The sequence below is a fragment of the Microtetraspora malaysiensis genome (assembly GCF_050947145.1).
GTDB classification, from domain to species: domain Bacteria; phylum Actinomycetota; class Actinomycetes; order Streptosporangiales; family Streptosporangiaceae; genus Microtetraspora_A; species Microtetraspora_A malaysiensis.
The window spans coordinates 8,256,646-8,280,654 of sequence record NZ_CP191998.1 but is presented as its reverse complement, the minus strand read 5'-3'; the positions used below and the strand labels follow the sequence as shown (position 1 = coordinate 8,280,654).

Genomic DNA, 24,009 nt, shown 5'->3' with positions numbered 1-24,009 from the left:
ACACGCTTTTCAATGGATGGTGCCACGGTGACGACAGCCAATCCTCCGGTCATCGTTGGCCGTTATCGGTTGATCCGTCCCCTTGGCCAGGGCGGGATGGGAGCCGTCTGGGAGGGGCACGACACCGTCCTGGACCGGCCGATCGCGGTCAAGGAGGTCATCCTCCCGCCCGGAGTCGGCGACGAGCAGCGCGCCGAGCTGATCGAACGCGCCACGCGAGAGGCGCGGACCGCCGCGCGGCTCAACCACCGGGGCATCATCGCCATCTACGACGCCGTCCAGCAGGACGACCGCCCGTGGATCGTCATGGAGCTCGTCCCGTCGCGGTCGCTGGACGACATCGTCACCGAGGACGGTCCCCTGCCCGCCGCCCGGGTCGCCGAGATCGGGCGCGAGGTGCTCTCCGCGCTCACCTGCGCCCACGCGGCCGGCGTCATCCACCGCGACGTCAAGCCCGCCAACATCCTGGTCGGGCGGGACGGCCGGATCGTCCTCACCGACTTCGGCATCGCCACGTTCGAGGAAGACACGTCGCTCACCAGGACCGGGATGGTCACCGGGTCGCCCAGCTTCATCGCCCCCGAGAGGGTCACCGGGACGCAGGCCGGGCCCGCCTCCGACCTCTGGTCACTCGGCGCGACGCTGTACGCGCTGCTGACCGGCAGGTCGCCCTTCCACCGGGACAGCGCGATGGCGGTGCTCGGGGCCCTCATCAGCAACGAGCAGGCCGACCTCGGCCAGGTGCCGCCCGAGGTCCGCCCCGCCCTCGCCGGGCTGCTGGTCAAGGACCCGGCGTATCGCGTCGGCGCGGAGGAGGCGGACCGGCTGCTGGCCGCGGTCGCCGGCCCGATGCCGGGCGGTCCGATGCCCGGCCCCGCGCCCGGTGGCGCGGTGCCCGGCGGCTTCGGGCCGTACGGCGGTGCGCCGGGTAACCGTGTTTCCGGTCCCTCGGCGCCCGGGATTCCCGTCCCCGGCGGCGCGATGCCGGGAGGTCACGCCCCACGCGGTGCCATGCCCGGCGACCGCATCTCGGGACAGTCCATGCCCGGGCTCGCCGTGCCGGGCGGTCCTCCGGCCGGAGGATTCGCGCCCAACGGCGGTGTGCCGGGCGATCGCGTCGCCGGGCCCTCGATGACCGGGCTTCCGATGCCCGGAGGCCCCGGGCCGGGCCGTACCCCGCCGGGAGGGCCGATGCCCGGCGCCGGGCGCGACGGAGCCTGGCCAGGGGGCGCGCACCCGCAGCACGCGCCTTCCGGACCCGGACCGAGGCCGCACCCCATGGGGTCGCCGACGCACCCGGCGTGGCGCGCGCGGACGTCCGGGTGGGGCCTGGGCCACTGGGCGCTGCTGGCCGCGGCTGTCGCCGTGGTGCTGGCCGTGGTGACGACGGTCGCCTGGAACCTCCTCGATGCCGCGACGGCGGATGGCGGGGTGGGCAACGACAATGCGTCAGCCGCGACGTCCACGCGGCCGTTGCCCCTCCAGCCGTTCTCCTCCGAGGAGGGGTGGAGCATCCGCGTGCCCAAGTCCTGGACGAACGGCCACGGCGAGTACGGCGTGCAGGGATGGTCGGACCCGAAGGGCCGCGCGGTCCTCACTGTGCAGGTGCTCGGCGGCGGCAGCGAGCCCATGGCGTACCTCAGCAAGCTGGAGCAGACTCTCAAGGCCAAGGGCGGCAACAAATACCGGCGGATCGATATGCGCGAGCTGTCCCTGGAGCCCGGTCAGGCGGCCGAACTGGAGTTCACCGCCTTCACCGCCAATCCCGACCCTGAGACCATCGAGCTCAAGGGCGGCTATCGCGAGGTCCAACGGGTGATCACCGCCGGGCCGTCGCGCTGCTACCTCCGCTGGCAGGTACGCGTGAAGAACTGGGACGCCTTCAAGCCGACGATGCAGTCCGTGTTCAAGTCGTTCAACCCCCCCGACTGAGCAAGCGCGTCCCCACTCGACGTCGTCAGCGGGAGGTGAACCGCTCCGCGCATGAGCCGATGGTCGCCGTCAGCCGACGGCGAGAACGCATCGGCGGCTGAAGGACAAGTACGGGTGTGAGGTCCCGATCGCGTGCCGCCGTACCGGCTTGTGCCGGGGCACCGCTCCGCCGGCCGCGCATCGCGGACGGCCGTCCCGATCTGATTCTGTGAGGTGGAAGTGCGCGTTTTCCTCGCCGTGGTGAGCAAGGTCAGGGCTCCGACGGGGTTCCTCGACCAGGTGATCCGACACGCGGAGAGCCTGGTCGACCAGTTCTTCCCGGTGCCGCCGGACACCGTCGCCGCCGTGGAGCGGCGATTTCCGGGGGCCGTGTTGCTCGGCTGGGGGAACGAGGGGGAGAGCGGCACCCGGCCGCCCCTGATCACGGCGACGGATTCCCGGGCCATCGGCGTCACCGGAACCCTGCTTGAGTGGAGCGCGACGCGTGATCTCCTCGACGCGTCATCGATGGGGGACACCGCCCACCGGACGCGGGGATGCTTCGCGGCGCTTCGCGTCGGGCCCGGGGAGATGACGGCGGTCACCGACATCACGCGGGCGTGCGGAATCTTCTACGCCGAGACCCCGGAACTGCATGTCGTGGGGACCCGCGCGCTGCTCGTGCACCTGATCGCACGCGGCGGCCGGCCGGTCAGGTGGGATGCGCCGGCCCTCCAGTCGATGGTGCGGCAGGGCTACTTCCTGTCCGACGAGACGCCCTTCGAGGGGGTACGCGCGCTGCCGCCGGCGACGACGCTGGAGATCCGCGACGGGGTCCGGACGGTCACCTCGGTCCCGTTGCCCGAGTCGGGACCCGTACCGTCGTCCCGCCGGGCCATGCGGGGTGCGATCGAGGGGCTCGCCGAAGCGCTGCTGGAGACGGTCCGGCCGCTCACCGACCAGGTGAATCTCGCGCTCACCGGGGGACGGGACAGCCGGCTCATGGCGGCCCTGCTCCACGCGGCCAAGGTCCCGTTCCGGGTGACGACCAACGGTCTGGACGACCACCCCGATGTGGTGATCGCGCGGCAGATCGCCGCGAAACTCGGGGTCGAGCACACGGTGATCCCGCCGAAGCGCACGGAGCAGCGGGACGCGGTGCTGGTGGAGCACCCGCTCCGCCGTACGTTCGAGGTGCTGCGCACGTGTGAAGGCATGACCTCCGCCTACGAGACCATCGTCGAGTACCTGCCGTACAGCTCCCGGCTGACCATGTCCGGGCAGAGCGGCGAGATCCTGCGCGGCGGGTTCCTCTACAGCCAGGGCAATCCCGCGCCCCAGGCGATGCGCCGCAGAGTGGACGCCTTCTTCCTGAAGGACGAGCACCTTTTCACGGAGGAGGCCAACGCGCACGCCCGGGACCTCGCCGCGCCCTGGCAGGAGCGGGCCGCGGCCGACCCCGCGCGGGTTCTCGACCACTTGTACGTCACCTATCGGGTGGGCAGGTGGCACGCGGCGGCACGCGCGGGATCCCTGAGGAGGGGAGACGCCGTGCAGCCTTTCCTCGACAACCGGGTGGTGGCCGCCGCGCTCGCGCTCGATCCGATGTGGCGCCGCTCGGAGGAGGTCGTGCACGAGCTGATCGGCATGTTCGCCCCGGAACTGCGGCGGATTCCGATCGAGGGCACCGAATGGAGGTTCAGGGCCGAGCGCGCTCCCTCCCGGTGGGAGTCCCTGCTCGCCCGGCGGCGGACACCCGCCCCGGCGACGCAGAAGGGCGCGGCGGTGCAGAAGGGCGCGACGAAGAAGAAGGGGGCGGCCGGCTGGAACTGGCGGACCAGCCCCGGCGAGCGGCTCACCGCGGTCCTGCGCGAGGGCGTGCTGGACGGCGACGTCCTCTGGGACATCGTCAGGAAGGACGCCGTCGAGGAGATGTTCGCCGCGCCGGCGGTCAAGCAGCCCGCCCTCGCCTGGAATCTCTACACGGTCGGCGCGATGCTGTCCGAGCTGTACCCCGGCAGCGCGCCGGACGGCTTGGACCCCGTCGAGGTGCTCATCCCCCGGTAGGGCGCTTTGCCGGCGGGCCGGGGGTGCGGACCCCGGCCCGCCCGCAACGTCAGCGGATGGTCCACCCGCCGGGGAGCATGAGCGGGCCGTACGCCGGGAGGCCGAGCTCGGCGGCCATGCGGGCCATCGGCCCCCACGCCTCCAGGCGGATCCTGGCGGCGGCCGACCGGTCCTCGCTCGACTCCGGCGGACGCAGCCGCTCAAGAGGGTGCATCCGCGGATATGTCCTGACCGGCGCGTCCACGGCGAGCCCGGCCTTCTTCCTGGCCAGGGCGAGGGCGTCCTCCAGGCCGCCGAGCTCGTCCACCAGGCGGCCCTCAAGCGCGTCGGCCCCGGTCCAGACACGTCCCCTGGCCAGCTCGTGCGCCCGGTCCCGGTCCAGCCCGCGTCCCTGCGCCACCTTGCCCACGAAGTCCTCGTAGATGCGGTCGAGCCAGGCGTTGACCCGGTCCCACTGCTGCCCGGAGAACTCGCGCGTGGGGGAGAACATGCCGGCGTTGGCCCCCTCGACCACCGTCTCCGTGACCACGCCGATCTTGTTCAGCAGGTCCTCGACGACCGGCTTGCCGCCGAACACGCCGATGGATCCGGTGAGCGTGCCGGGCTGGGCCACGATCACGTCGGCGGCCATCGACACGAAGTATCCGCCGGAGGCGGCGAGGTCGCCCATCGAGACGACGACCGGCTTGCCCGCCTTGCGCGCCAGCACCACCTCGCGCCAGATCGCGTCCGAGGCGACGTACGACCCGCCGGGGCTGTCCACCCGGAACACGATCGCCTTCACCCTGTCGTCCCGGCGGGCCGAGCGCAGCGCGGCGCAGATCGTGTCGGAGCCCATCGAGGTCCCGCCGCCGAGCGGGGAACGGCCGCTGCGCCCCAGGCGGATCGCGCCGAGGCCGTGGACCAGGGCGACGACGGGCTCGCCCGGGTGCGGGAGCTTCTTGGGCAGCGGGCCCCTCGCGTACCGGGCGACGTAGAGCAGGTGGGCGTCCCCGACCGTCTCGGTGTACACCTCGTCCCGATATTTCAGGGCATCGACGAGACCCGCCTCCAGCGCCTCCGCCCCGACGAACGGTCCCTGGTCGATCAGCTCGCGGACCCGCTCAGGGGTGAGGGAACGCGCGTCGGCGATGCCCTTCACGATCTGCTCGGTCACCGACTCGGCGATCCGGGTCACGGACTCGCGGTGCGCGTCGGTCATGTGGTTCTTGGTGAACATGTTGGCCGCGGTCTTGTACTCGTACCGCTGGCCGAGCTGGTACTCCACGCCGGCCTTGGCCAGCGCGTCCCGTACGAACCGCTGCTCCAGCGAGATGCCCGTCAGCCCGAGGTCGCCGGACGGCTGCAGGTAGACCCGCTCGCACGCGCTGGCCAGGTAGTACGGCACGGTGCCGGCGGCGAACTCCCCGAAGGTCTCGGCGAACGCGACGGTCAGCTTCCCGGCGGCGCGCAGGTGGAGGAGGGCGGTCCGCAGCTCCTGGACCATGGCCAGCCCAAGCGGGTGCCCGCCGATCTTGACGATGACCGCGCGTACCCGGGAGTCCTGGCGGGCCCGCTTCAGCCCGGAGAGCACGTCGGCCAGCCGCGCCTTGCGCATGGACAGGATCGCGCCCAGCGGATCGACCGGCGGCCCTTCGGTGAGGCCCTCGGTCAGGTCGAGTTCGAGGATCAGCGGTGCGGTGCGGCGCTGCCGCAGCCGGTCGACCGTATCGAAGATCGCTTTCGTCGCGTCCATAGTGCCACCATAAGTGACGGTTCTGGAGGTCCGGCGGGGTCTTGTCCCGTTCCTTCGGGTTTGCTCAGCTCTCCTCGTCCTCCCCGGTACGGCGCAGCCAGACGGTCGCCAGCGGGGGCATGCGGAGCCGCGCCGAGCAGGGGAGGCCGTGGTGCGGCTCCTCGACCGCCTCCACCGCGCCCATGTTGCCGACGCCGCTCCCCGCGTAGTCGTACGCGTCGGTGTTGACGACCTCCTCCCACCTCCCGGGCGTGGGCAGGCCGAGGCGGTAGTCCTCGTGCGGCGCCCCCGAGAAGTTGGACACGCAGGCCAGCACCGAGCCCGACCCGTCGTACCGCAGGAAGGAGAACACGTTCCCCTGGGCGTCGTCGGCGTCGATCCACCGGAAGCCGGCGGGGTCGCTGTCCAGCGCGTACAGGGCGGGCGTGTCGCGATAGGCCCGGTTGAGGTCGCGGACCAGCCGCTGCACCCCCTGGTGGAAGTCGAAGTCGAGCACCCACCAGTCGAGCCCCTTCGACTCCGACCACTCCGACCCCTGGCCGAACTCGCCGCCCATGAACAGCAGTTGCTTGCCTGGATGCGCCCACATGAAGCCGTACAGCGCGCGGAGGTTGGCGAAACGCTGCCACTCGTCGCCCGGCATCTTGCCGAGCAGCGACCCCTTCATGTGGACCACCTCGTCGTGCGACAGCGGCAGCACGAAGTTCTCCGAGTACGCGTACATCAGCGAGAACGTCATCTGATGGTGGTGGTACTGCCGGAAGATCGGCTCATGCGCGAGGTAGGCCAGCGTGTCGTGCATCCAGCCCATGTTCCACTTGAAGCCGAAGCCGAGACCGCCCAGGTGGACGGGGCGCGAGACGCCCGGCCAGGCGGTGGACTCCTCGGCGATCGTCACGATGCCGGGGACCTCGCGGTAGCTGACCTCGTTCATCTCCTTGAGGAACTCGATCGCGTCCAGGTTCTCCCGGCCGCCGTAGATGTTCGGCGTCCACTCGCCCTCGCGCCGCGAGTAGTCGAGGTACAGCATCGAGGCCACGGCGTCGACCCGCAGCCCGTCCACGTGGAACTCCCTGAGCCAGTAGAGCGCGTTGGCCACCAGGAAGTTGCGCACCTCGTTCCGCCCGAAGTCGAACACATAGGTGCCCCAATCCGGGTGCTCGCCGCGGTGCGGGTCCGCGTGCTCGTACAGCGGGGTGCCGTCGAAGCGGGCCAGCGCCCACTCGTCCATCGGGAAGTGCGCGGGCACCCAGTCGACGATCACTCCGATGTCCGCGCGGTGCAGCTCGTCCACGAGGTGGCGGAAATCGTCGGGTGTGCCGAAACGCGATGTCGGCGCGTAGTAGGAGGTGACCTGGTACCCCCACGAGCCGCCGAACGGATGCTCCGCCACCGGCATGAACTCCACGTGCGTGAAGCCCATCTCCTTGACGTACGCGACCAGCTCGGAGGCGAGGTCGCGATAGGAGAGGCCGGGCCGCCACGAGCCGAGATGCACCTCGTAGACGCTCATCGGCTCGGCCACCGCGGTGCGCCCGGCCCGCTCCGCCAGCCACGCGTCGTCACGCCACTCGTACGCGGACGTCTCGACGATCGAGGCGGTCGCCGGAGGGATCTCGGTGTGGCGGGCCATGGGGTCGGCCTTCTCACGCCACACCCCGTCCACGCCGAGGACCGCGAACTTGTAGTGGGTGCCTGCGCCGATCTCCGGGACGAACAGCTCCCACACGCCGGAGCGGCCGAGCGAGCGCATGGGATGCCCGGCGCCGTCCCAGTGGTTGAAATCGCCGATCACCCGGACGCCGAGCGCGTTCGGCGCCCAGACGGCGAACGCGGTGCCGTCGGTGTCCTCGTGGCGCAGCACGCGCGCCCCGAGCACCTCCCACAGCCGCTCGTGCCGTCCCTCGGCGATCAGGTGCAGGTCCACCTCGCCCAGCGTCGGCCAGTGCCGGTAGGGGTCCGCCGTCTCGTGCGGCGGAGCCCCCGGATAGGTGATCCGCAGCAGATAGTCCGGGATCTTGTCCAGACCCGGGACGGTCACCTCGAACACACCCGAGGCGACGTGGCGCATCTCGTACGCTCTGCCGTCCACGAGGGCCTCGACCTTCTCGGCGAGGGGGCGCAGCGTCCGGATCGTGACGCCGTCACGCTCCGGGTGCGCGCCGAGGATGGAATGTGGGTCGTGATGTGCGCCGCCGGCCAACCGCTCGAGATCCATTCTCTAACCCTGCCCCGCACCGCGCCGGACACCCATCCCCACGCGTGAAAGATCCGTGTTCTGTGCGTCCCGGTGGGCCGGCCCACGCGGCTTCCTGGGACTCCTGCAAGGCAGCCTGACCGTTCGCTACGGTTTCGCCGCGCGTAGTCGGACGATTGTGAAGAGTGAGGCCGGTGGTGCCGCCTCGGCTGCCGGTAGTATTTCCGGTACTACCAAGGGTAGGGTCGCTGGCGTGACAAGGAAGCTGTCCATCTCGGTGCCGGACGAGGTCGCCGAGGCGATCCAGGAGCTGGTCGACGCCAAGAAGGCCGATTCCGTGTCCGCGTTCCTCACCTCGGCGGCGATCAAGGAGATCGACCGGGCGTCCATGTCGCGCGTGGTCATCGACGCCGCGCTTGAGCGGGCCAGGGAGAAGGACCCGGAACGGTTCGAACGCTCCCGGCGCAAGATCGCCGAGTGGTTCGGGCAGGCCGACGGTGCCTAGTGGGCTGTCCGGGCTGGTGCTCGACCACACCGCGGTGCTCGCGCTGGCCCATGACAACCCGGACTTGGTCCACGTCGTGGATCAGGCGTACCGCACCGCCACGTCCCTCCTGGTGCCCACGACGTCGCTGGCCACCGCCTTGCTCGACGTCCAGGAGATCCACGAGCTGAACAACATCCTCACCATGCTGGATCGGATCACGGTCCTGTACGACGAGCTCTCCACCCGCCGCGCCTACAACATCCATGTCCGGATGTACGGCGAGGACGTGGTCAAGCCGGAGCACCGGCTCTCGTTCGGGCATGCCGCCGTATGCGCGACGGAACGGAACTGGCCCGTGCTCACCGCGGACGACGCGTCGTGGGGGTTCGCCGGACGCGAGGTCTCTCTGCTCATCGTTGAGATCTGAAGGCGGCGAGGGGGATCGGGAGCCAGGACGGGCGGTTGCGCGCCTCGTAGACCACCTCGTAGACGGCCTTGGACAGCTCCAGCGCGCGCAGCAGCACGGCGTCGTCGGCGGTGATCCGGCCCCCGCCCTCGGAATAGCCGGCGAGGAAGGCGGCCCGGTTGCGCGCCGACCACACATCGGCCCGCTCCTGCAGCGCGGCGCCCTCCGGGTGCCCGGCGAGCAGGTGGCGCGCCGCGTAGTCGAACGAGCGGAGCATCCCCGCCACGTCCCGCAGGGGCGAGTCCAGCCCGCGCCGCTCCGAGAGGGGCTGGCCCGGCTCGCCCTCAAAGTCCAGGACGACCCAGTCGCTCGGCGTCCGCATCACCTGGCCCAGGTGGTAGTCGCCGTGGACCCGCTGCACGGCCACCGTCCGCCCCAGATCGGCCAGCCTGTCGTACGCCGCGTGCGCCACCGACGCGTGCGCGGCGAGCTGGGGCACCTCGGCCACCGCCTCGTCCAGACGGCGGCGCAGCCGCTCGGCCATCCGCTTGACCTCGGGCGTCTCGATCACGCCGGTCGGGAACGCCGTCCCCAGCTCCCGGTGGACCTCCGCGGTGGCGATCCCCAGCCGGGACGCCTCGGCGGCGAAGTCGCCGCCCGCCTCCTCGGCGCTCACCTCGGGCGCGGACGCGTACAGGTCGCGGACGCTGGTCAGGGCCATCGCCCAGCCCTCGTTGGCGTTGGCGAGGAACTCCTGCATGATCGCCAGCGTGGTGGTCTCGCCGTCCAGCTCCGTGTCGATCCAGCCGTACGGCCGGGCGACGTGCGTGGAGCCGGCCGCGGCGAGCGCGCCGACCACCTCCAGCTCGGGGTTGACCCCCGGGGTGATCTGCCGGAACAGCTTGAGGATGTACCGGTCGCCGTAGACGAGCGAGGTGTTCGACTGTTCCGCGGTCAGCACCAGGCTGCGCAGGGAGGTGTCGATCTCGACGTCGGGGACGCGGTGGAAGGCGAGCTCCTCCTCCCGGCGGAAGGACTCCATCGCCTCCAGCAGGATCCGGGTCAGCTCCGCGTCGTGCGCCGCGTCGTAGGCGGCGCACTCGTCGCCGTCCCGTTCCCATGGCCCGATCAGTGCGTGTTTGAGCCGGTCGGGCAGGTTCGACCGCAGGCCGACGAGGACCTGGTACCGGGTGCACCGCTCGCCCTGCCGTACGGACAGGATGAGGTGCAGCAGGCTCGGATCGCCCGTCACGATGTCGGTGCGGTGTTCGATGGACAGGTCGTCGATCGCGCGCCCCTTGCCGGCGAACCACCGCTGCCCGGTGATCCAGCCGGCGAGGAGCTCCTGGAGCGAAGTCGTCATGCCTCCTTGGTGCCGACCGCGTCCTTCTCGGCCGCGTCGGGGGGTACTGGAAGGGTGAACCAGTAGAAACCATGCCCAGGAAGCGTCAGAAGATACGGGAGTTCGCCGACTGCCGGGAACGGGACGCCGCCCATGCACTCCACCGGCGTGGATCCCTCGAACCTGCGCAGGTCCAGCTCGACCGGCTGCGGGAAGCGGGACAGGTTGTTGACGCACAGCACCCGGTCGTTGCCCAGCTCCCTGATGAACGCGAGGACGCTGGGGTTGGAGGAGTTCAGCTCGGTGAACTCGCCGAGGCCGAACACCGCATGGCGCTTGCGGATCTCGATCATGCGCTTGGTGAAGTGCAGCAGCGAGCTGGGGCTCTTCTGCTGCGCTTCGACGTTGATCGCCTGGTATCCGTAGATCGGGTCCATGATCAGCGGCAGGTAGAGGCGGCCGGGGTCGCAGGTCGAGAAGCCGGCGTTGCGGTCGGGCGTCCACTGCATGGGCGTGCGTACGCCGTCCCGGTCGCCCAGCCAGATGTTGTCGCCCATGCCGATCTCGTCGCCGTAGTAGAGGACGGGGGAGCCCGGCAGGCTGAGCAGCAGTGCGGTGAACAGCTCGATCTGGTTCCTGTCGTTGTCGAGCAGCGGCGCGAGGCGGCGCCGGATGCCCACGTTGGCGCGCATCCGGGGGTCCTTGGCGTACTCGGAGTACATGTAGTCGCGCTCTTCGTCGGTGACCATCTCGAGCGTCAGCTCGTCGTGGTTGCGCAGGAAGATGCCCCACTGGCAGTTCTCCGGGATCTTCGGCGTCTGGGCGAGGATCTCGGAGATGGGATAGCGCGACTCCCGCCTGACCGCCATGAAGATGCGCGGCATCAGCGGGAAGTGGAAGGCCATGTGGCACTCGTCGCCGCCGGTCACCGGGTCGCCGAAGTACTCGACCACGTCGGCGGGCCACTGGTTGGCCTCGGCGAGCAGCACCCGGTCCGGGTAGAGCCGGTCCACCTCGGCTCGCACCCGCTTGAGGTACGCGTGGGTCTGCGGCAGGTTCTCGCAGTTCGTCTCGTTCTGCTCGAAGAGGTACGGGATGGCGTCCATGCGGAAGCCGTCGATGCCGAGGTCGAGCCAGAAGCGCAGGACCTCCAGCATGGCCTCCTGCACGGCCGGGTTGTCGTAGTTGAGGTCCGGCTGGTGGTGGAAGAAGCGGTGCCAGTAGTACTGGCCGCGCACCGGGTCGTACGTCCAGTTGGACGACTCGGTGTCCACGAAGATGATCCGGGCGTCCGGGTACTCCTCGTCGGTGTCGTGCCAGACGTAGAAGTCGCCGAACGGGCCCTCCGGGTCGTGCCGCGACGCCTGGAACCACGGGTGCTGGTCGCTGGTGTGGTTCATGACGAGGTCGGCGATGACGCGGATGCCGCGCTTGTGTGCCTCGTCCACCAGTCGGATGAAGTCCCCGAGGTCGCCGAAGTCGGGCAGGATCTTCATGAAGTCGGCGATGTCGTACCCGCCGTCCCGCAGCGGCGACTCGTACAGCGGCAGCAGCCAGAGACAGTCGACCCCGAGCCACTGCAGGTAGTCGAGCTTCTCGATCAGGCCGCGGATGTCGCCGGTGCCGTCCCCGTTGGAGTCGGCGAAGCCGCGGATCAGCACCTCGTAGAAGACCGCGCGCATGTACCAGTACTGGTCACGCGGCTTCTCCGGGGAGAAGGTGTTCGGGATCGGCTCGCCCAGGGCGTGCACCGAGCCGGCGGCGGGCTGTTCCACCGGCTCCTCGCTTGTCGTGGGGTCGCTTCGCTCAGTCAACTGTTGACTCCCCGGATGTGCGTCGCCGCGCTCATGGACGGTGAGGGGGCCCGCTGCGCAGCGTGAAGATGTGGGCAGGATGGACGTGCGGGTCGAGCCGCACGTAGTTGGACTGCCGCCAGCGATACGACTCGCCCGACAGCTCGTCGTCCACGACGAACTCGGCTTGCCAGTCGAGACCGAGGGCCGGCATGTCCAGGTGGACCGTGGCCTCGTGCGTGTTTTGCGGATCCAAATTGACGACGACCAGGACGACATCGCCTATTCCGTGCCGTCGTGTGGCCGTGTCATAGGCGCCGGGCAGTCGCTTTGAGAAGCAGATCAGCGCCGGCTGGTCGACGTTGTGAAACCGTAGGTTACGCAACTCCTGGAGTGCCGGGTGGGCTCTTCTCAACAAATTGAGCCGTGTGATGAACGGCGCGAGGCTGCGCCCCTCTCGCTCGGCGCCCACCCAGTCGCGGGGCTTGTACTGATATTTCTCGCTATCGAGGTATTCCTCGCTGCCGGGGCGGACCGGGGTGTTCTCGGCGAGCTCGTAGCCCGCGTAGACACCCCAGGTCGGCGACATCAGCGCCGCCAGGACCGCCCTGATCTTGAACGCCGGAACGCCGCCGTGTTGCAGGTATTCATGCAGGATATCCGGCGTGTTGACGAACAGGTTGGGGCGCAGGAAGTGCGCCGTCTCCTGGGACAGCTCGGTGAGGTACTCCTCGATCTCGGGCTTGGTGTTCCGCCAGGTGAAGTAGGTGTACGACTGGTGGAACCCGACCTTGGCCAGCGTCTGCATCATCGGCGGGCGGGTGAACGCCTCGGCGAGGAACAGCACGTCGGGGTCGGTGCTCGCGATGTCGGCGAGCAGCCGCTCCCAGAAGTTCACCGGCTTGGTGTGCGGGTTGTCCACCCGGAAGATCCGCACCCCGTGATCCATCCAGTGCCGGACCACCCGCTTGACCTCGGCGTAGAGCCCCTCGGGGTCCTGGTCGAAGTTCAGCGGATAGATGTCCTGGTACTTCTTCGGCGGGTTCTCCGCGTACGCGATGGATCCGTCGGCCCTGATGTTGAACCACTCCGGGTGCTCCTTCACCCAGGGGTGGTCGGGGGAGCACTGCAGGGCCAGGTCGAGCGCGATCTCCATGCCCAGCTCGCGCGCCCTGGCGACGAAGTCGTCGAAGTCCTCCAGGGTGCCGAGGTCGGGGTGGATCGCGTCGTGCCCGCCCTCCTCCGAGCCGATCGCCCATGGTGACCCCGGCTCGTACGGCTCGGGCGTGAGGGTGTTGTTGCGGCCCTTGCGGTATTGGTGGCCGATCGGGTGGACGGGCGGCAGGTAGACGACGTCGAACCCCATCCGGGCGATGGCCGGCAGCCGATTCCCCGCGGTCTTGAAATTTCCGGATTTGGGGGTGGCGCCCTCCGTGACGACCGCTCCCTCCGACCGGGGGAAGAGCTCGTACCACGATCCGAAAAGCGCCCGGCGCCGGTCCACGATCACCCGGTTCCTGCCGGATCTGGTGACCAGGGCCCGCAACGGGTGCGACGCGATCAGCGCCGCCGTCTCCGGAAGCTGGACGACCGAAAACCTGGCCCGCGGGTCCAGGTTGTCGTCGCGGAGCCGCGCCGCGATCGCGAGGAACGCCGCGCGGTGGCCGCACGTCCCGCCGTCGTCCACGCCCGGGCACTCGGCCGGCCGTACGCCGCGGGCGGCCCGGTCGAACAGCCGGGCGCCCTCCTCGCACATCAGCTCGGCGTCCATGTTGCGCGGGATCTTGATGCCGGCGTCGTGCAGCCAGGTGGCGATCGGATCGCCCCACGCCTCGACGCGGAACTGCCACATGCCCTCGTCGGGGAGCTGTACCTCCACGACCCAGCGGTCGGTGCCCGGCGCCGGCTCGCGCATGGGCAGCAGCCGGCCGGGGTTCCCGTCGGGGTCGATCAGGACGACCCCGGCGGCCACGGCGTCGTGCCCCTCGCGGAACACGGTGGCGCTGATCTCGAAGGTTTCGCCCGCGGCCGCCTTGGCGGGCCAGCGCCCGCAGTCGACGACGGGGTGGATGTCCAGGATTGGGATTCGTCCGATCATCGTCATTCACGTTAGCGACGGCACACCCGGTGCCGCCGGAGTTCCAAGGCAAGCGTCGATCTGTGGTTCTTCAAGGTGTTCTGTGTCATTCGGTGCATCGCGGTGGGAGTAGCCGGAGGGGCCGCTCCTACAGGGGGGTGCCCCAATGGCCCCCTTTTACCCGCGGGGAGGAGAGATCGCACCCGGTGTTCGTTCCTTTACCCGTGGTGCCTCGATTCCGGACAGGCCTGCCGCACGCTCGCAACGGAGATCACCGGCAGACTGGCGACTTGGTGATGTTTGAGGCGGTTTCTTAATGGTGAGAGCGGTAAGGAGCGTCTGACAAACGCCGCCCTGTGGCGAGCGCCGTACCGGCCGCGCGTGGCGGGGCGTGGGTTTGCCGGACGTGACCCGGGAGTGCCGGGCGGGCGTGGCGCGTGGCGCCGCCGATCCGCCGGGCATGACCAAGTGTTATGGCGCTCCCGCGCCTGGGAGGCGCTTTCGTGGACACGAGTGTTTTGGTCGCGCGCCGTGGCGCTGAGTAACTAGGGTCTGGCCCCGTGAGAGCAATCCGCAGGTTCACCGTCCGCACCGTCCTCCCTCCCGAGCTCGCGCCGCTGGGCGAGCTGGTCCACAATCTGCGCTGGTCATGGCACCCGGAGACGATGGATCTGTTCGCCGAGGTGGATCCCGAGGTCTGGGAGCGGGTCGGTCACGACCCCGTCGCGCTGCTCGGCGCGGTCGAGGCCGACCGGCTGCGCGCCCTCGCCCAGGACCGGCGGTTCCTCCGCCGGCTGGCCGACGCCTCGGACGACCTTCGCGAGTACATGACCGCTCCGCGTTGGTACCAGTCGCAGGACGGCGCGCCCGCCGCCATCGGCTATTTCTCGCCCGAGTACGGCATCGCCGCCGCGCTCCCGCAGTACTCCGGCGGCCTCGGCATCCTGGCGGGCGACCACCTGAAGGCCGCGAGCGACCTCGGCGTGCCGATCCTGGCCGTGGGGCTGCTCTACCGGCACGGCTACTTCTCGCAGTCGCTCTCACCCGAAGGCTGGCAGCTGGAGCACTACCCGTCGCTCGATCCCGGCGGCCTGCCGCTCACCCTCCTCAAGAACCGGGACGGCTCCCCGGCCAGGATCAGGCTCGGCCTGCCCGGCCCGCGCACCCTGCACGCCCAGATCTGGGTGGCCCAGGTCGGGCGGGTGCCGCTGCTCCTGCTCGACTCCGACGTCGCCGACAACGACGCCGCGGCCAGGGACGTGACCGACCGCCTCTACGGCGGCGGCGGCGACCACCGCCTGGTGCAGGAGCTGCTCCTCGGCATCGGAGGCGTCCGCGCCCTGCGGGCGTACTGCCGCATCACCGGGCATCCGGAGCCCGAGGTCTTCCACACCAACGAGGGGCACGCGGGCTTCCTCGGCCTCGAACGCATCCGCGAGCTCACCGAGGCCCGGCTCTCCTTCGAGGAGGCGCTCGAGGCGGTGCGCGCGGGCACCGTGTTCACCACGCACACGCCGGTTCCGGCGGGGATCGACCGGTTCCCGATGGAGATGATCGCCCGGCAGTTCGGCGGGGCCAACGCCTGGCCGACGGTGAACGTCGAGCGCATCCTGGAGCTCGGCGCCGAGCCGGACGCGGTGGACGGCGAGAAGGCCGTCTTCAACATGGCGGTCATGGGCATGCGGCTGGCCCAGCGGGTCAACGGCGTGTCGTTGCTGCACGGCGGGGTGAGCCGGGAGATGTTCCACGGCCTGTGGCCCGGGTTCGACATCGACGAGATCCCGATCGGCTCGATCACCAACGGTGTGCACGCCCCGACGTGGGTCGGCCGCGAGGTGATGGAGCTGGCCGACCGGGAGCTGCCGGGGGTGGTCGAGACGGGCCAGGGCTGGGACGCGGTGCAGAAGCTCTCCGACCACGAGATCTGGGACATCCGCGGGCGGCTGCGGGCCCGGCTCGTCGGGGAGGCGCGCACGCGCATCAGGCGCTCCTGGCGCGAGCGCGGCGCGTCGGACGCCGAGCTGGGCTGGACCGACGAGGCGCTCGACCCGGGCGTGCTGACGATGGGCTTCGCCCGGCGCGTGCCGTCCTACAAGCGCCTGACGCTCATGCTGCGCGACCCCGACCGGCTGCGCGCGCTGCTGCTGGACCCTGAGAAGCCGGTGCAGATCGTGATCGCCGGCAAGGCTCACCCCGCCGACGAGGGGGGCAAGAAGCTCATCCAGCAGATCGTGAAGTTCGCCGACGAGGAGGACGTGCGGCACCGCATCGTCTTCCTGCCCGACTACGACATGGCGCTGGCCCAGTTCATGGTCACCGGCTGCGACGTCTGGATGAACAACCCGCTGCGTCCCCTGGAGGCGTGCGGCACCTCGGGCATGAAGGCGGCGCTCAACGGGGGTCTCAACCTGTCCATCCGGGACGGCTGGTGGGAGGAGTGGTACGACGGCAACAACGGCTGGGCCATCCCGACCGCCGACGGCGTCACCGACCCCGAGCGCAGGGACGAGCTGGAGGCGACCGCGCTGTACGACCTGATCGAGCGCGAGGTCGCGGACCGGTTCTACGACCGGGCCGCGGACGGGCTGCCGCGGCGCTGGATGGAGATGGTCAAGCACACGCTGACCTCGCTCGGGCCGAAGGTTCTGGCCGGGCGGATGCTGCGCGACTACGTTGTCGATCTCTACACCCCGGCCGCCGGTTCGGCGCGGACCCTGTCCGAGGACGGCTTCCGGGACGCCAAGGCGTTCGCGGCCTGGAAGCTGCGGGTCACCCGCGCCTGGCCGGGTGTCCGGGTGGAGCACGTCGAGGCGTCCGGCATCGGCGACACCCCCGAGCTCGGCGCGACGCTCGAACTGCGCGCCACGGTCGCGCTGGGCGAGCTGTCGCCGGACGACGTGGCGGTCCAGGCGGCGTACGGCCGGGTCGGGGCGCACGACGAGCTGATCGACCCCGCGTGCATCACGCTGGCGCTGGAGTCGGTGGGCGACGACGGCCGGGCGCACTGCGTCGGCACGCTGCCGCTGGACCGGACGGGCGCCTTCGGCTACACGGTGCGGGTCGTGCCGCACCACCCGCTCATGGTCTCGCCGGCCGAGCTCGGCCTGATCGCCGTGCCGGAGGAGCCTGTGGGAATGACCAACGGCACCCTCCGCTGACCTTCCCTGACCGGTACGGCCGGCATCCGGGCGCTCCCCGCGGGCTCCACGCCCGCAGGAGGCAAACTGGATGAATCGAACGAACCGGTCCTGGGGGGATCATGAACGGTTGGACGTTCGAGGGGCAGCCGTCCGCGCTGGGGGGCGCGGCGGTGACGCTGGTCGAGGGCAGCTCGTTCTGCGTGTCCGACCGGAACGGCGACATCGTTCCGGGTGGCGCCCAGGGCGTCTACCACGCCGACACCCGGCTGCTCTGCCGGTGGGAGCTCCGGGTGGACGAGGCTCCGATCGAGCCGTTGCAGGTGTTGCCGGCCGAGCCGTACCACGCGGTGTTCCTCGGCCGGACCCGGCCGCGTCCCGGCCGCGCGGAGAGCAGCCTGCTGGTGCTGCGCGACCGGTACGTCGGCGGCGGGCTGCGCGAGGACATCACGCTGCGCAATCTCTCCGACGAGGCGGCCGGGTGCGTGGTCGAGCTGCACGTCGCCTCGGACGTGGCCGATCTGTTCGAGGTCAAGACCGACCGGGTTCACCATGTCCCCGACATCGACGTCACGACCAGCCCGGACGGCGTGCGGATCTACTCCATGAGCCGGGGCAGGGGGGTGGCGGTCCTCTCCGCGGGCGTGCTGGCCGTACCCGGCCTGCTGACCTTCCGGGTCGTCGTGCCCGCGCGGGGCGAGTGGCTCGCCGCGGTCCACGTGAACCCGATCATCGAGGAGGAGGAGTCGCAGGCCTGGTTCGCCGCCCTCGAACGGGCGGAACCGGCCGTACGGCGGGCCGACTGGGAGCGGCAGGTCCCGGAGGTCGTGACGTCGGACGCCTTCCTCACCCAGGCGGTGCGCGCCGCGCGGGAGGACCTCGGGTCGCTCCGGCTGTTCGAGGCCGAATATCCGGAGGATCCGCCGTCGATCGCGGCGGGCGCCCCCTGGTTCATGACCCTGTTCGGTCGTGACTCGCTGCTGGCCTCGTGGTTCGCGCTGACGCTGGACCGGTCGCTCGCGCTCGGCACGCTGCGCCGGCTGGCCCGGCTGCAGGGCACGCGGGTGAACCCGCTGACGGAGGAGGAGCCGGGCAAGATCCTGCACGAGCTGCGGTTCGGCGTGGCGACGCCCACCTCGCCGCTCGGCGGGAACGTCTACTACGGCTCGGTCGACGCGACGCCGCTGTTCGTGATGCTTCTCGGCGAGCTGCGCCGCTGGGGGCTGCACCGGCAGGAGGTCGAGGAACTGCTGCCGCCCGCCGACGCCGCCCTCGCCTGGATCGAGAACTACGGTGGCGCGGACGAGTTCCTCTGGTACTGCCGCAAGACCGACCAGGGCCTGATCCACCAGGGGTGGAAGGACTCCTTCGACGGGGTCAACTTCGCCGACGGCACGCTGGCCCGGCCGCCCATCGCGCTCGCCGAGGTGCAGGGGTACGTGTATTCCGCCTACATCGCGCGCGGCCACTTCGCCCACGAGGCGGGCGACACCGAGACGGAGCGGCGGTGCAAGGAGCGCGCGCAGCGCATCCGTGCGGCGTTCAACGAGCGGTTCTGGCTGCCGGACCGCGGCTACTACGCGATCGGGCTCGACCGCAGCGGCGTGCCCATCGACAGCCTCGCCTCCAACATGGGCCACTGCCTGTGGACCGGCATCGTCGCGCCGGAGCGGGCCCGGATCGTGGCCGGCCACCTGATGTCGGACGCGATGTTCAGCGGGTTCGGCGTCAGGACGCTCTCCACGGACATGGCCGCGTACAACCCGATGAGCTATCACAACGGGTCGGTCTGGCCGCACGACAACGCCATCGTGGCGGGCGGGCTGATGCGCTACGGCTTCGTCGCGGAGTCCCAGCGGGTCATCACGGCCGTCCTCGACGCGGCCAAGGCGTTCGGGGGGCGGTTACCCGAGCTCTACTGCGGGTTCGACCGCCGGGACTTCCCCGTGCCGGTGCCGTACCCGACGTCGTGCTCGCCGCAGGCGTGGGCCGCGGCGACGCCCATCCACATGTTGCGGACCCTGCTGCGGTTCGACCCGTGGGTGCCGTACCGGAAGCTGTGGATCGACCCGGCGCTGCCGGAGGGGTTCGGGGCGCTCAGCGTCATCGGCCTGCGCATCGCGGGGACGCGGGTCGACATCGAGGTCGGCGAGGAGGGCGTCGCCCGGATCACCGGCCTCCCGGAGGGCATCGAGATCATGCGCGAGGCGCGCTCCCCGATCAGCGCGATGGTCGTGAACGCCTGACAGCAACGGAGGCGGGAGATGGAAGCGTGCAATCCGCAGCGGAAGGGACACAGATCCGCCCCTCTTCGGATCGCCATGATCGCGCCGCCCTGGTACGAGGTCCCGCCGCGCGGTTACGGGGGCATCGAGTCGATGGTCGCCGACCTGGTCGCCGGGCTCGTACGGCACGGCCACCAGGTGACCCTGATCGGCGCGGGGCGGGGAGTGGACCTGCGCACGTACGAGCAGCCGCCGTCGCAGCGGATCGGGGACCCGGTGCCGGAGCTGCTGCACGCGGCCAAGGTGGAGCGGATGCTGGAGGACCTCGTGGTCGACGTGGTCCACGACCATTCGCTGGCCGGCCCGCTCGGTGCGGGGAGCCGGGCCGCGCCGACGGTGGTCACCTGCCACGGCACGGTCACCGGCGAGATGGGCGACTACTACCGGGCGCTCGACGCGAGCGTCGCGCTGGTCGCGATCTCCGCCGCGCAGCGCGCCCGCGGCGCGCACCTCGACTGGGTGGGCCGGGTGCACAACGCGGTCGACGTCGAGTCCTTCCCGTTCCGCGATCTCAAGGAGGACTGGGTCCTCTGGCTCGGCCGGTTCAACCCGGACAAGGGGCCGCATCTCGCGATCGAGGTCGCCCGCGCCGTGGGCCGCCGCATCATCCTGGCGGGCAAGCGCTCGGAGGAGATCGAGCACTCCTATTTCGAGGCGTACGTCAAGCCGCGGCTCGGCCAGGGGGTGCAGTACGTCGGTGAGGCGGACGCCGAGCTGAAGCGCGAGCTGCTGTCCAAGGCCCGCTGCCTGCTCTTCCCCCTCCAGTGGGAGGAGCCGTTCGGCATGACGATGATCGAGGCGATGGCCTGCGGCACGCCGGTCGTGGCGCTCGGCCGGGGGGCGGTCCCGGAGATCGTGGTGGACGGGGTGACCGGGTTCGTCCGGGGCCGGCTGGCCGAGCTGCCCGCGGCGGTCGAGGCGGCGGAGAGCCTGGACCCGGGGGCCTGCCGCGCCCACGCCGCCCGCCACTTCGACGTCCCCGTCATGGTCAGGGGGTACGAGCACGTCTACCGGCGGGTCGTCCAGGGCTGCCAGGCCGGATCACCCCGCGATCTTCCGTTGGCCCGGTCGTAGGGTGGTCACGCCACGGGAACGTGTGGCGATGCGTGTCGGCTAACCGAAGGGACGACGGTGTCATGGGCGAGTTCGTCAGCGTTGAGATCAGCGACCAGATCGCGACCATCCGGCTCGACCGGCCCAAGATGAACGCCCTGAACCGGCAGGTCCAGGAGGAGATCGCCGAGTGCGCCCGGGTCGTGGACGCGGATCCGATGGTCGCCGCGGTGATCATCTACGGTGGCGAGCGGGTGTTCGCGGCCGGCGCCGACATCAAGGAGATGGCCGGCATGTCCTACGCCGACATGGCGCTGCACTCCAGGGCGTTGCAGTCCTGCTTCACCGCCGTCGCCGCGATCGGCAAGCCCGTCGTCGCGGCGATCACCGGGTACGCCCTGGGAGGCGGTTGTGAGCTGGCCCTGTGCGCCGACTTCCGGGTGGCGGGGGAGAGCGCCAAGCTGGGCCAGCCGGAGATCACGCTGGGCATCATCCCCGGAGCGGGCGGCACCCAGCGGCTGCCCCGGCTCGTCGGCCCGGCCAAGGCCAAGGACCTGATCTACACCGGCAGGCACGTGGACGCGGCCGAGGCGCTGGCGATCGGCCTGGTGGATCGGGTGGTCCCGGACGACGAGGTCTACACCGCCGCGCTTGAGCTGGCCGCGACCTTCGTGGGCGGCCCCGCCGTGGCGATCCGCGCCGCGAAGCAGGCCATCGACCAGGGCCTGGAGACCGACCTCGACACCGGCCTGGAGATCGAGCGGCTGCAGTTCTCCGGTCTGTTCGCCACCGAGGACGCCAAGGAGGGCATGGGGGCGTTCGCGGAGAAGCGCCGCCCGAAGTTCACCGGCCGCTGACCGGAAAGCCGGGACCGCGCCCGTTCGCCTGATAGGGGAGCGGGCACGGAACCGCGCGAAAAATGGCGCGATAGTCGGCGCGGGCCGGCAAATAAATAGACTCCGAAAATTGCCAGACTTTGCCGCTATGGTGTCGGTTTATGCGGTTCATACGCGCACTGATCCCTGCCCGGCTCCGACGGGCGGCGCGCTCCCGGATAGACGCGCGGTACGTCACCAAGACAGAGCATCGCAAAGACGTGAAGGACGCTCTGTGGGAGGTCCAGCTGCTGCGCAAGGAGGTCGCGGCGCTGCGCGGAGAGGTCGACCAGATGAGGAAGGCGATCATCACCCCGCCCAAGGCCCCCACGCCCGATCCCAAGGGCGCCGACGCGCACCGGCTGGCGACCGAGACCGCCGACGCCCTCGACCGCCTGCTGCAGAACGAGATGCTCGTGTGGCAGGCGATCGACGCGCTCCGGGCTGAGCTGCGGACCGAGTCGCGGGCCCGGGAGACCGTGGCCGCGGACGTGGAGTAGCCGGTGCGTGTCACCTGGACGGCCGGGGAGTCGGCGCGGGACGGCGCGGGCGGATCGGACGACGGCGGGGGCGAGCGCGTCTGGCGGCTCACCTTCCTGCTCGACCCCGAGGACGCCACCACCGGCGTCTGCACCGACGGCCAGCGGATGGAACTGCGCACCAACTCCTGCCACGTACGGCTCCCGCCCGCCGGCCCCGCCGCGCCGTACGCGGGCCGTGGTGAGCCGTACGTGCACCCGGACCTGCTCGCGGCGGCGGCCTGGACGATGGCGGCGCCGTGGACGCGGCGGCGGGTGACCTTCGACCGGGCGATCTCCCCGGAGCTCGCCGAGGCCATTTCGGATGGCTGGGGCGTCGAGGCCGGGCCGGTCGGCGAGCGGCCGCGGACGGGGAGCCGGCTGGCGATCTCCTACAGCGGCGGCGCGGACTCCGTCGCGGTGGCCGCGATCCTGCCCGACGCCCCGCTGGTTCACTTCCAGCGCATCAGCCACCCCCGCGTCCCGAACCGGTGGACGCACTACCGCTCCGACGTGCTCGCCCGGCTCGCCGCGCGGACCGGGCGCGAGCTGACTGTCGTACGATCCGACCTGGAGTTCCTGCTCGCCAGTCCCCGGCCGGGCTATCCGGAGCATCACGCGGTCGCGGCGGGCGCGCTCCTTCTCGCCGACGAACTGGATCTGGGCGGCATCGCCATGGGCTACGAGCTGGGGTCCCGCTGGCTGGGCGGCGACAGATACCTGTGCAGGTACACCCCCGACAATCCGATGTGGGCGCCGGAAGGGAGATGGGGCCGGGTGTTCGACGCCGCCGGGCTGCCGGTCGTGCTGCCGGTCGGCGGCGTCAGCGAGGCCGTGACCATGCGCGTCGCGCTCGAATCCGAGCTCCGCGACCTGGTGCGCTGGTGCCTGCGCGGCTCCGGCGACGGGCCCTGCGGCACCTGCGGCAAGTGCCTGTACAAGGAGCTGATCCAGGCCGCCGTCGAGCGCCGCCCGCTTGCGACCTCGGTCACCGCGAAGGGCGCCGTCGCCCGGAAGTGGCAGGAGTCGCCGCCGTACGGTGGGCAGGAGATGATCGAGTACGGCTGCGCGCGGGTGCCCGGGATCGAGAGCACGCCGTTCGCCCGCGCCGCCGAGCTCCTTGGCGCGACGGAGGAGTCCACCCGCTGGCTGGACCACTGCTACCCGCCGGCGATCGAGGAGATCCCGGAGCCCTGGCGTGAGCGGGTCGCCGCGTACATGGAGGGTGTGGGATTGATGACCCCGGACGAGTGCGCCCGGGTGGAGAACTGGGGGATCGGGTGAAGATCTATCTGTCCGTCGACATGGAGGGCGTGACCGGGCTGACGGACCCGGAGGAGATGCACGCGGGCGGCCGCGGATACGAGCGCGGCTGCGAGCTGATGACCGGCGACGCCAACGCCGTCGTCGCGGGCGCCTTCGACGCCGGAGCCGAGTCCGTGCTGATCAACGACGCCCACGGCTCGACCAAGAACCTGCGGATCGACCTGATCGACCCGAGGGCGACGCTCATCCGGGGGCCGGGCAAGCCGCACCGGATGGGGCAGGGCCTCACGCCCGACTTCGCCGCCGCCTGCTTCGCCGGGTACCACGCGCGGGCGGGCGTCCAGCACGGTGTGCTCAACCACACCTGGATGGGCAAGGAGATCCAGAACGTCTACCTGAACGGCGAGATCTGCGGGGAGACCCGGCTGGTCGCGGGGTTCGCCGGGTCGCTGGGCGTCCCCGTCGCGCTGATCACCGGTGACGAGGCGGTGTGCGAGGAGGCACGCGAGCTGCTCGGCGACGTCGAGACCGTGGCCGTCAAGAAGGGTGTGGACCGCTTCTCCGCCGAGCTGCTGCCGCCCACGGTCGCCCAGGCCCGCATCAGGGAGGCGGCGACGCGGGCGATCGGCAGGCTGGCCGACTTCCGGCCGTACATCGTGGCTCCGCCGTACACGCTGGGGGTCGAGTGGAACTCGACCGCGATCGCCGCGGGCTGCGGGCTGGTGCCCGGCACTCGGCAGGTCGGTCCCCGGCACACCGAGTTCAGCACGGACGACTACCACGAGATCATGGCGCTCTTCGGCATCTTCGCCATGATCGCCGGATCGGTCGCGTGCGGCAGCGGCATCTACGGCTGAGGC

General features: G+C 70.8%; 16 protein-coding genes. 11 read left to right on the top strand and 5 right to left on the bottom strand.

The features are described from left to right. Positions 1–27: 27 nt before the first annotated feature. Both ACQP1V_RS38620 and ACQP1V_RS38615 read left to right on the top strand, forming a co-directional pair. Positions 28–1,932 (top strand): serine/threonine-protein kinase, encoded by a 1,905-nt coding sequence (locus ACQP1V_RS38620; RefSeq protein WP_433415845.1) that lies wholly within the window; start codon positions 28–30, stop codon positions 1,930–1,932. A 213-nt stretch (positions 1,933–2,145) separates the two neighbouring features. Next, positions 2,146–3,978 (top strand): asparagine synthase-related protein, encoded by a 1,833-nt coding sequence (locus tag ACQP1V_RS38615; RefSeq protein WP_433415842.1) that lies wholly within the window; start codon positions 2,146–2,148, stop codon positions 3,976–3,978. A gap of 49 nt (positions 3,979–4,027) precedes the next feature. On the opposite strand, the gene sppA is transcribed toward ACQP1V_RS38615, so the two are convergent. Beyond that, the gene (sppA, locus tag ACQP1V_RS38610; RefSeq protein WP_433415840.1) at positions 4,028–5,713 is read right to left on the bottom strand and encodes a signal peptide peptidase SppA; all 1,686 of its coding nucleotides are present in this window, start codon (positions 5,711–5,713) and stop codon (positions 4,028–4,030) included. A gap of 64 nt (positions 5,714–5,777) precedes the next feature. Next, the gene (glgB, locus tag ACQP1V_RS38605; protein WP_433415837.1) at positions 5,778–7,931 is read right to left on the bottom strand and encodes a 1,4-alpha-glucan branching protein GlgB; all 2,154 of its coding nucleotides are present in this window, start codon (positions 7,929–7,931) and stop codon (positions 5,778–5,780) included. Between the two features lie 232 nt (positions 7,932–8,163). Between glgB and ACQP1V_RS38600 the strand changes: the two genes are divergently transcribed. Next, positions 8,164–8,415 carry a ribbon-helix-helix protein, CopG family gene (locus ACQP1V_RS38600; RefSeq protein ID WP_387415002.1) on the top strand — a complete coding sequence of 84 codons (252 nt, stop codon included), beginning with the start codon at positions 8,164–8,166 and terminating at the stop codon, positions 8,413–8,415. After that, positions 8,408–8,824, top strand: coding sequence for a hypothetical protein (locus ACQP1V_RS38595; RefSeq protein WP_433415834.1), 417 nt, complete (start codon positions 8,408–8,410; stop codon positions 8,822–8,824). Before ACQP1V_RS38600 ends, ACQP1V_RS38595 begins: the two co-directional genes overlap by 8 nt. Here the strand turns inward: ACQP1V_RS38595 and ACQP1V_RS38590 are convergent. The 3 genes from ACQP1V_RS38590 to ACQP1V_RS38580 all read right to left on the bottom strand — a co-directional run bounded on the left by ACQP1V_RS38590 (position 8,808) and on the right by ACQP1V_RS38580 (position 14,036). Beyond that, complete coding sequence (locus tag ACQP1V_RS38590) at positions 8,808–10,166, bottom strand: maltokinase N-terminal cap-like domain-containing protein (protein WP_433415831.1); 1,359 nt, start codon at positions 10,164–10,166, stop codon at positions 8,808–8,810. The genes ACQP1V_RS38595 and ACQP1V_RS38590 overlap by 17 nt on opposite strands. Further along, positions 10,163–11,887: a maltose alpha-D-glucosyltransferase gene (gene treS, locus ACQP1V_RS38585; RefSeq protein WP_433426100.1), complete on the bottom strand. Its 1,725-nt coding sequence runs from the start codon at positions 11,885–11,887 to the stop codon at positions 10,163–10,165. The genes ACQP1V_RS38590 and treS overlap by 4 nt, the downstream gene beginning before the upstream one ends. Before the next feature lie 103 nt (positions 11,888–11,990). After that, positions 11,991–14,036 (bottom strand): alpha-1,4-glucan--maltose-1-phosphate maltosyltransferase, encoded by a 2,046-nt coding sequence (locus ACQP1V_RS38580; RefSeq protein ID WP_433415828.1) that lies wholly within the window; start codon positions 14,034–14,036, stop codon positions 11,991–11,993. A 539-nt stretch (positions 14,037–14,575) separates the two neighbouring features. Here ACQP1V_RS38580 and glgP point away from each other — a divergent pair. The 7 genes from glgP to ACQP1V_RS38545 all read left to right on the top strand — a co-directional run bounded on the left by glgP (position 14,576) and on the right by ACQP1V_RS38545 (position 24,006). After that, positions 14,576–17,173, top strand: coding sequence for an alpha-glucan family phosphorylase (gene glgP / locus ACQP1V_RS38575; protein ID WP_387414995.1), 2,598 nt, complete (start codon positions 14,576–14,578; stop codon positions 17,171–17,173). 101 nt (positions 17,174–17,274) lie between these two features. Next, positions 17,275–19,398, top strand: coding sequence for an amylo-alpha-1,6-glucosidase (locus ACQP1V_RS38570; protein ID WP_433415824.1), 2,124 nt, complete (start codon positions 17,275–17,277; stop codon positions 19,396–19,398). Positions 19,399–19,473: 75 nt separating this feature from the next. Continuing rightward, complete coding sequence (locus tag ACQP1V_RS38565; RefSeq protein WP_433415821.1) at positions 19,474–20,511, top strand: glycosyltransferase family 4 protein; 1,038 nt, start codon at positions 19,474–19,476, stop codon at positions 20,509–20,511. 62 nt (positions 20,512–20,573) lie between these two features. Further along, complete coding sequence (locus ACQP1V_RS38560; RefSeq protein ID WP_387414991.1) at positions 20,574–21,347, top strand: enoyl-CoA hydratase/isomerase family protein; 774 nt, start codon at positions 20,574–20,576, stop codon at positions 21,345–21,347. A 239-nt stretch (positions 21,348–21,586) separates the two neighbouring features. Then, positions 21,587–21,865 carry a hypothetical protein gene (locus ACQP1V_RS38555; RefSeq protein WP_433415819.1) on the top strand — a complete coding sequence of 93 codons (279 nt, stop codon included), beginning with the start codon at positions 21,587–21,589 and terminating at the stop codon, positions 21,863–21,865. Between the two features lie 3 nt (positions 21,866–21,868). Next, the gene (locus ACQP1V_RS38550; RefSeq protein ID WP_433415816.1) at positions 21,869–23,167 is read left to right on the top strand and encodes a DUF6395 domain-containing protein; all 1,299 of its coding nucleotides are present in this window, start codon (positions 21,869–21,871) and stop codon (positions 23,165–23,167) included. Beyond that, on the top strand, positions 23,164–24,006 hold the full coding sequence (locus ACQP1V_RS38545; RefSeq protein ID WP_433415813.1) for a M55 family metallopeptidase: 843 nt from the start codon (positions 23,164–23,166) through the stop codon (positions 24,004–24,006). The genes ACQP1V_RS38550 and ACQP1V_RS38545 overlap by 4 nt, the downstream gene beginning before the upstream one ends. The last annotated feature ends 3 nt before the right edge of the window (positions 24,007–24,009 follow it).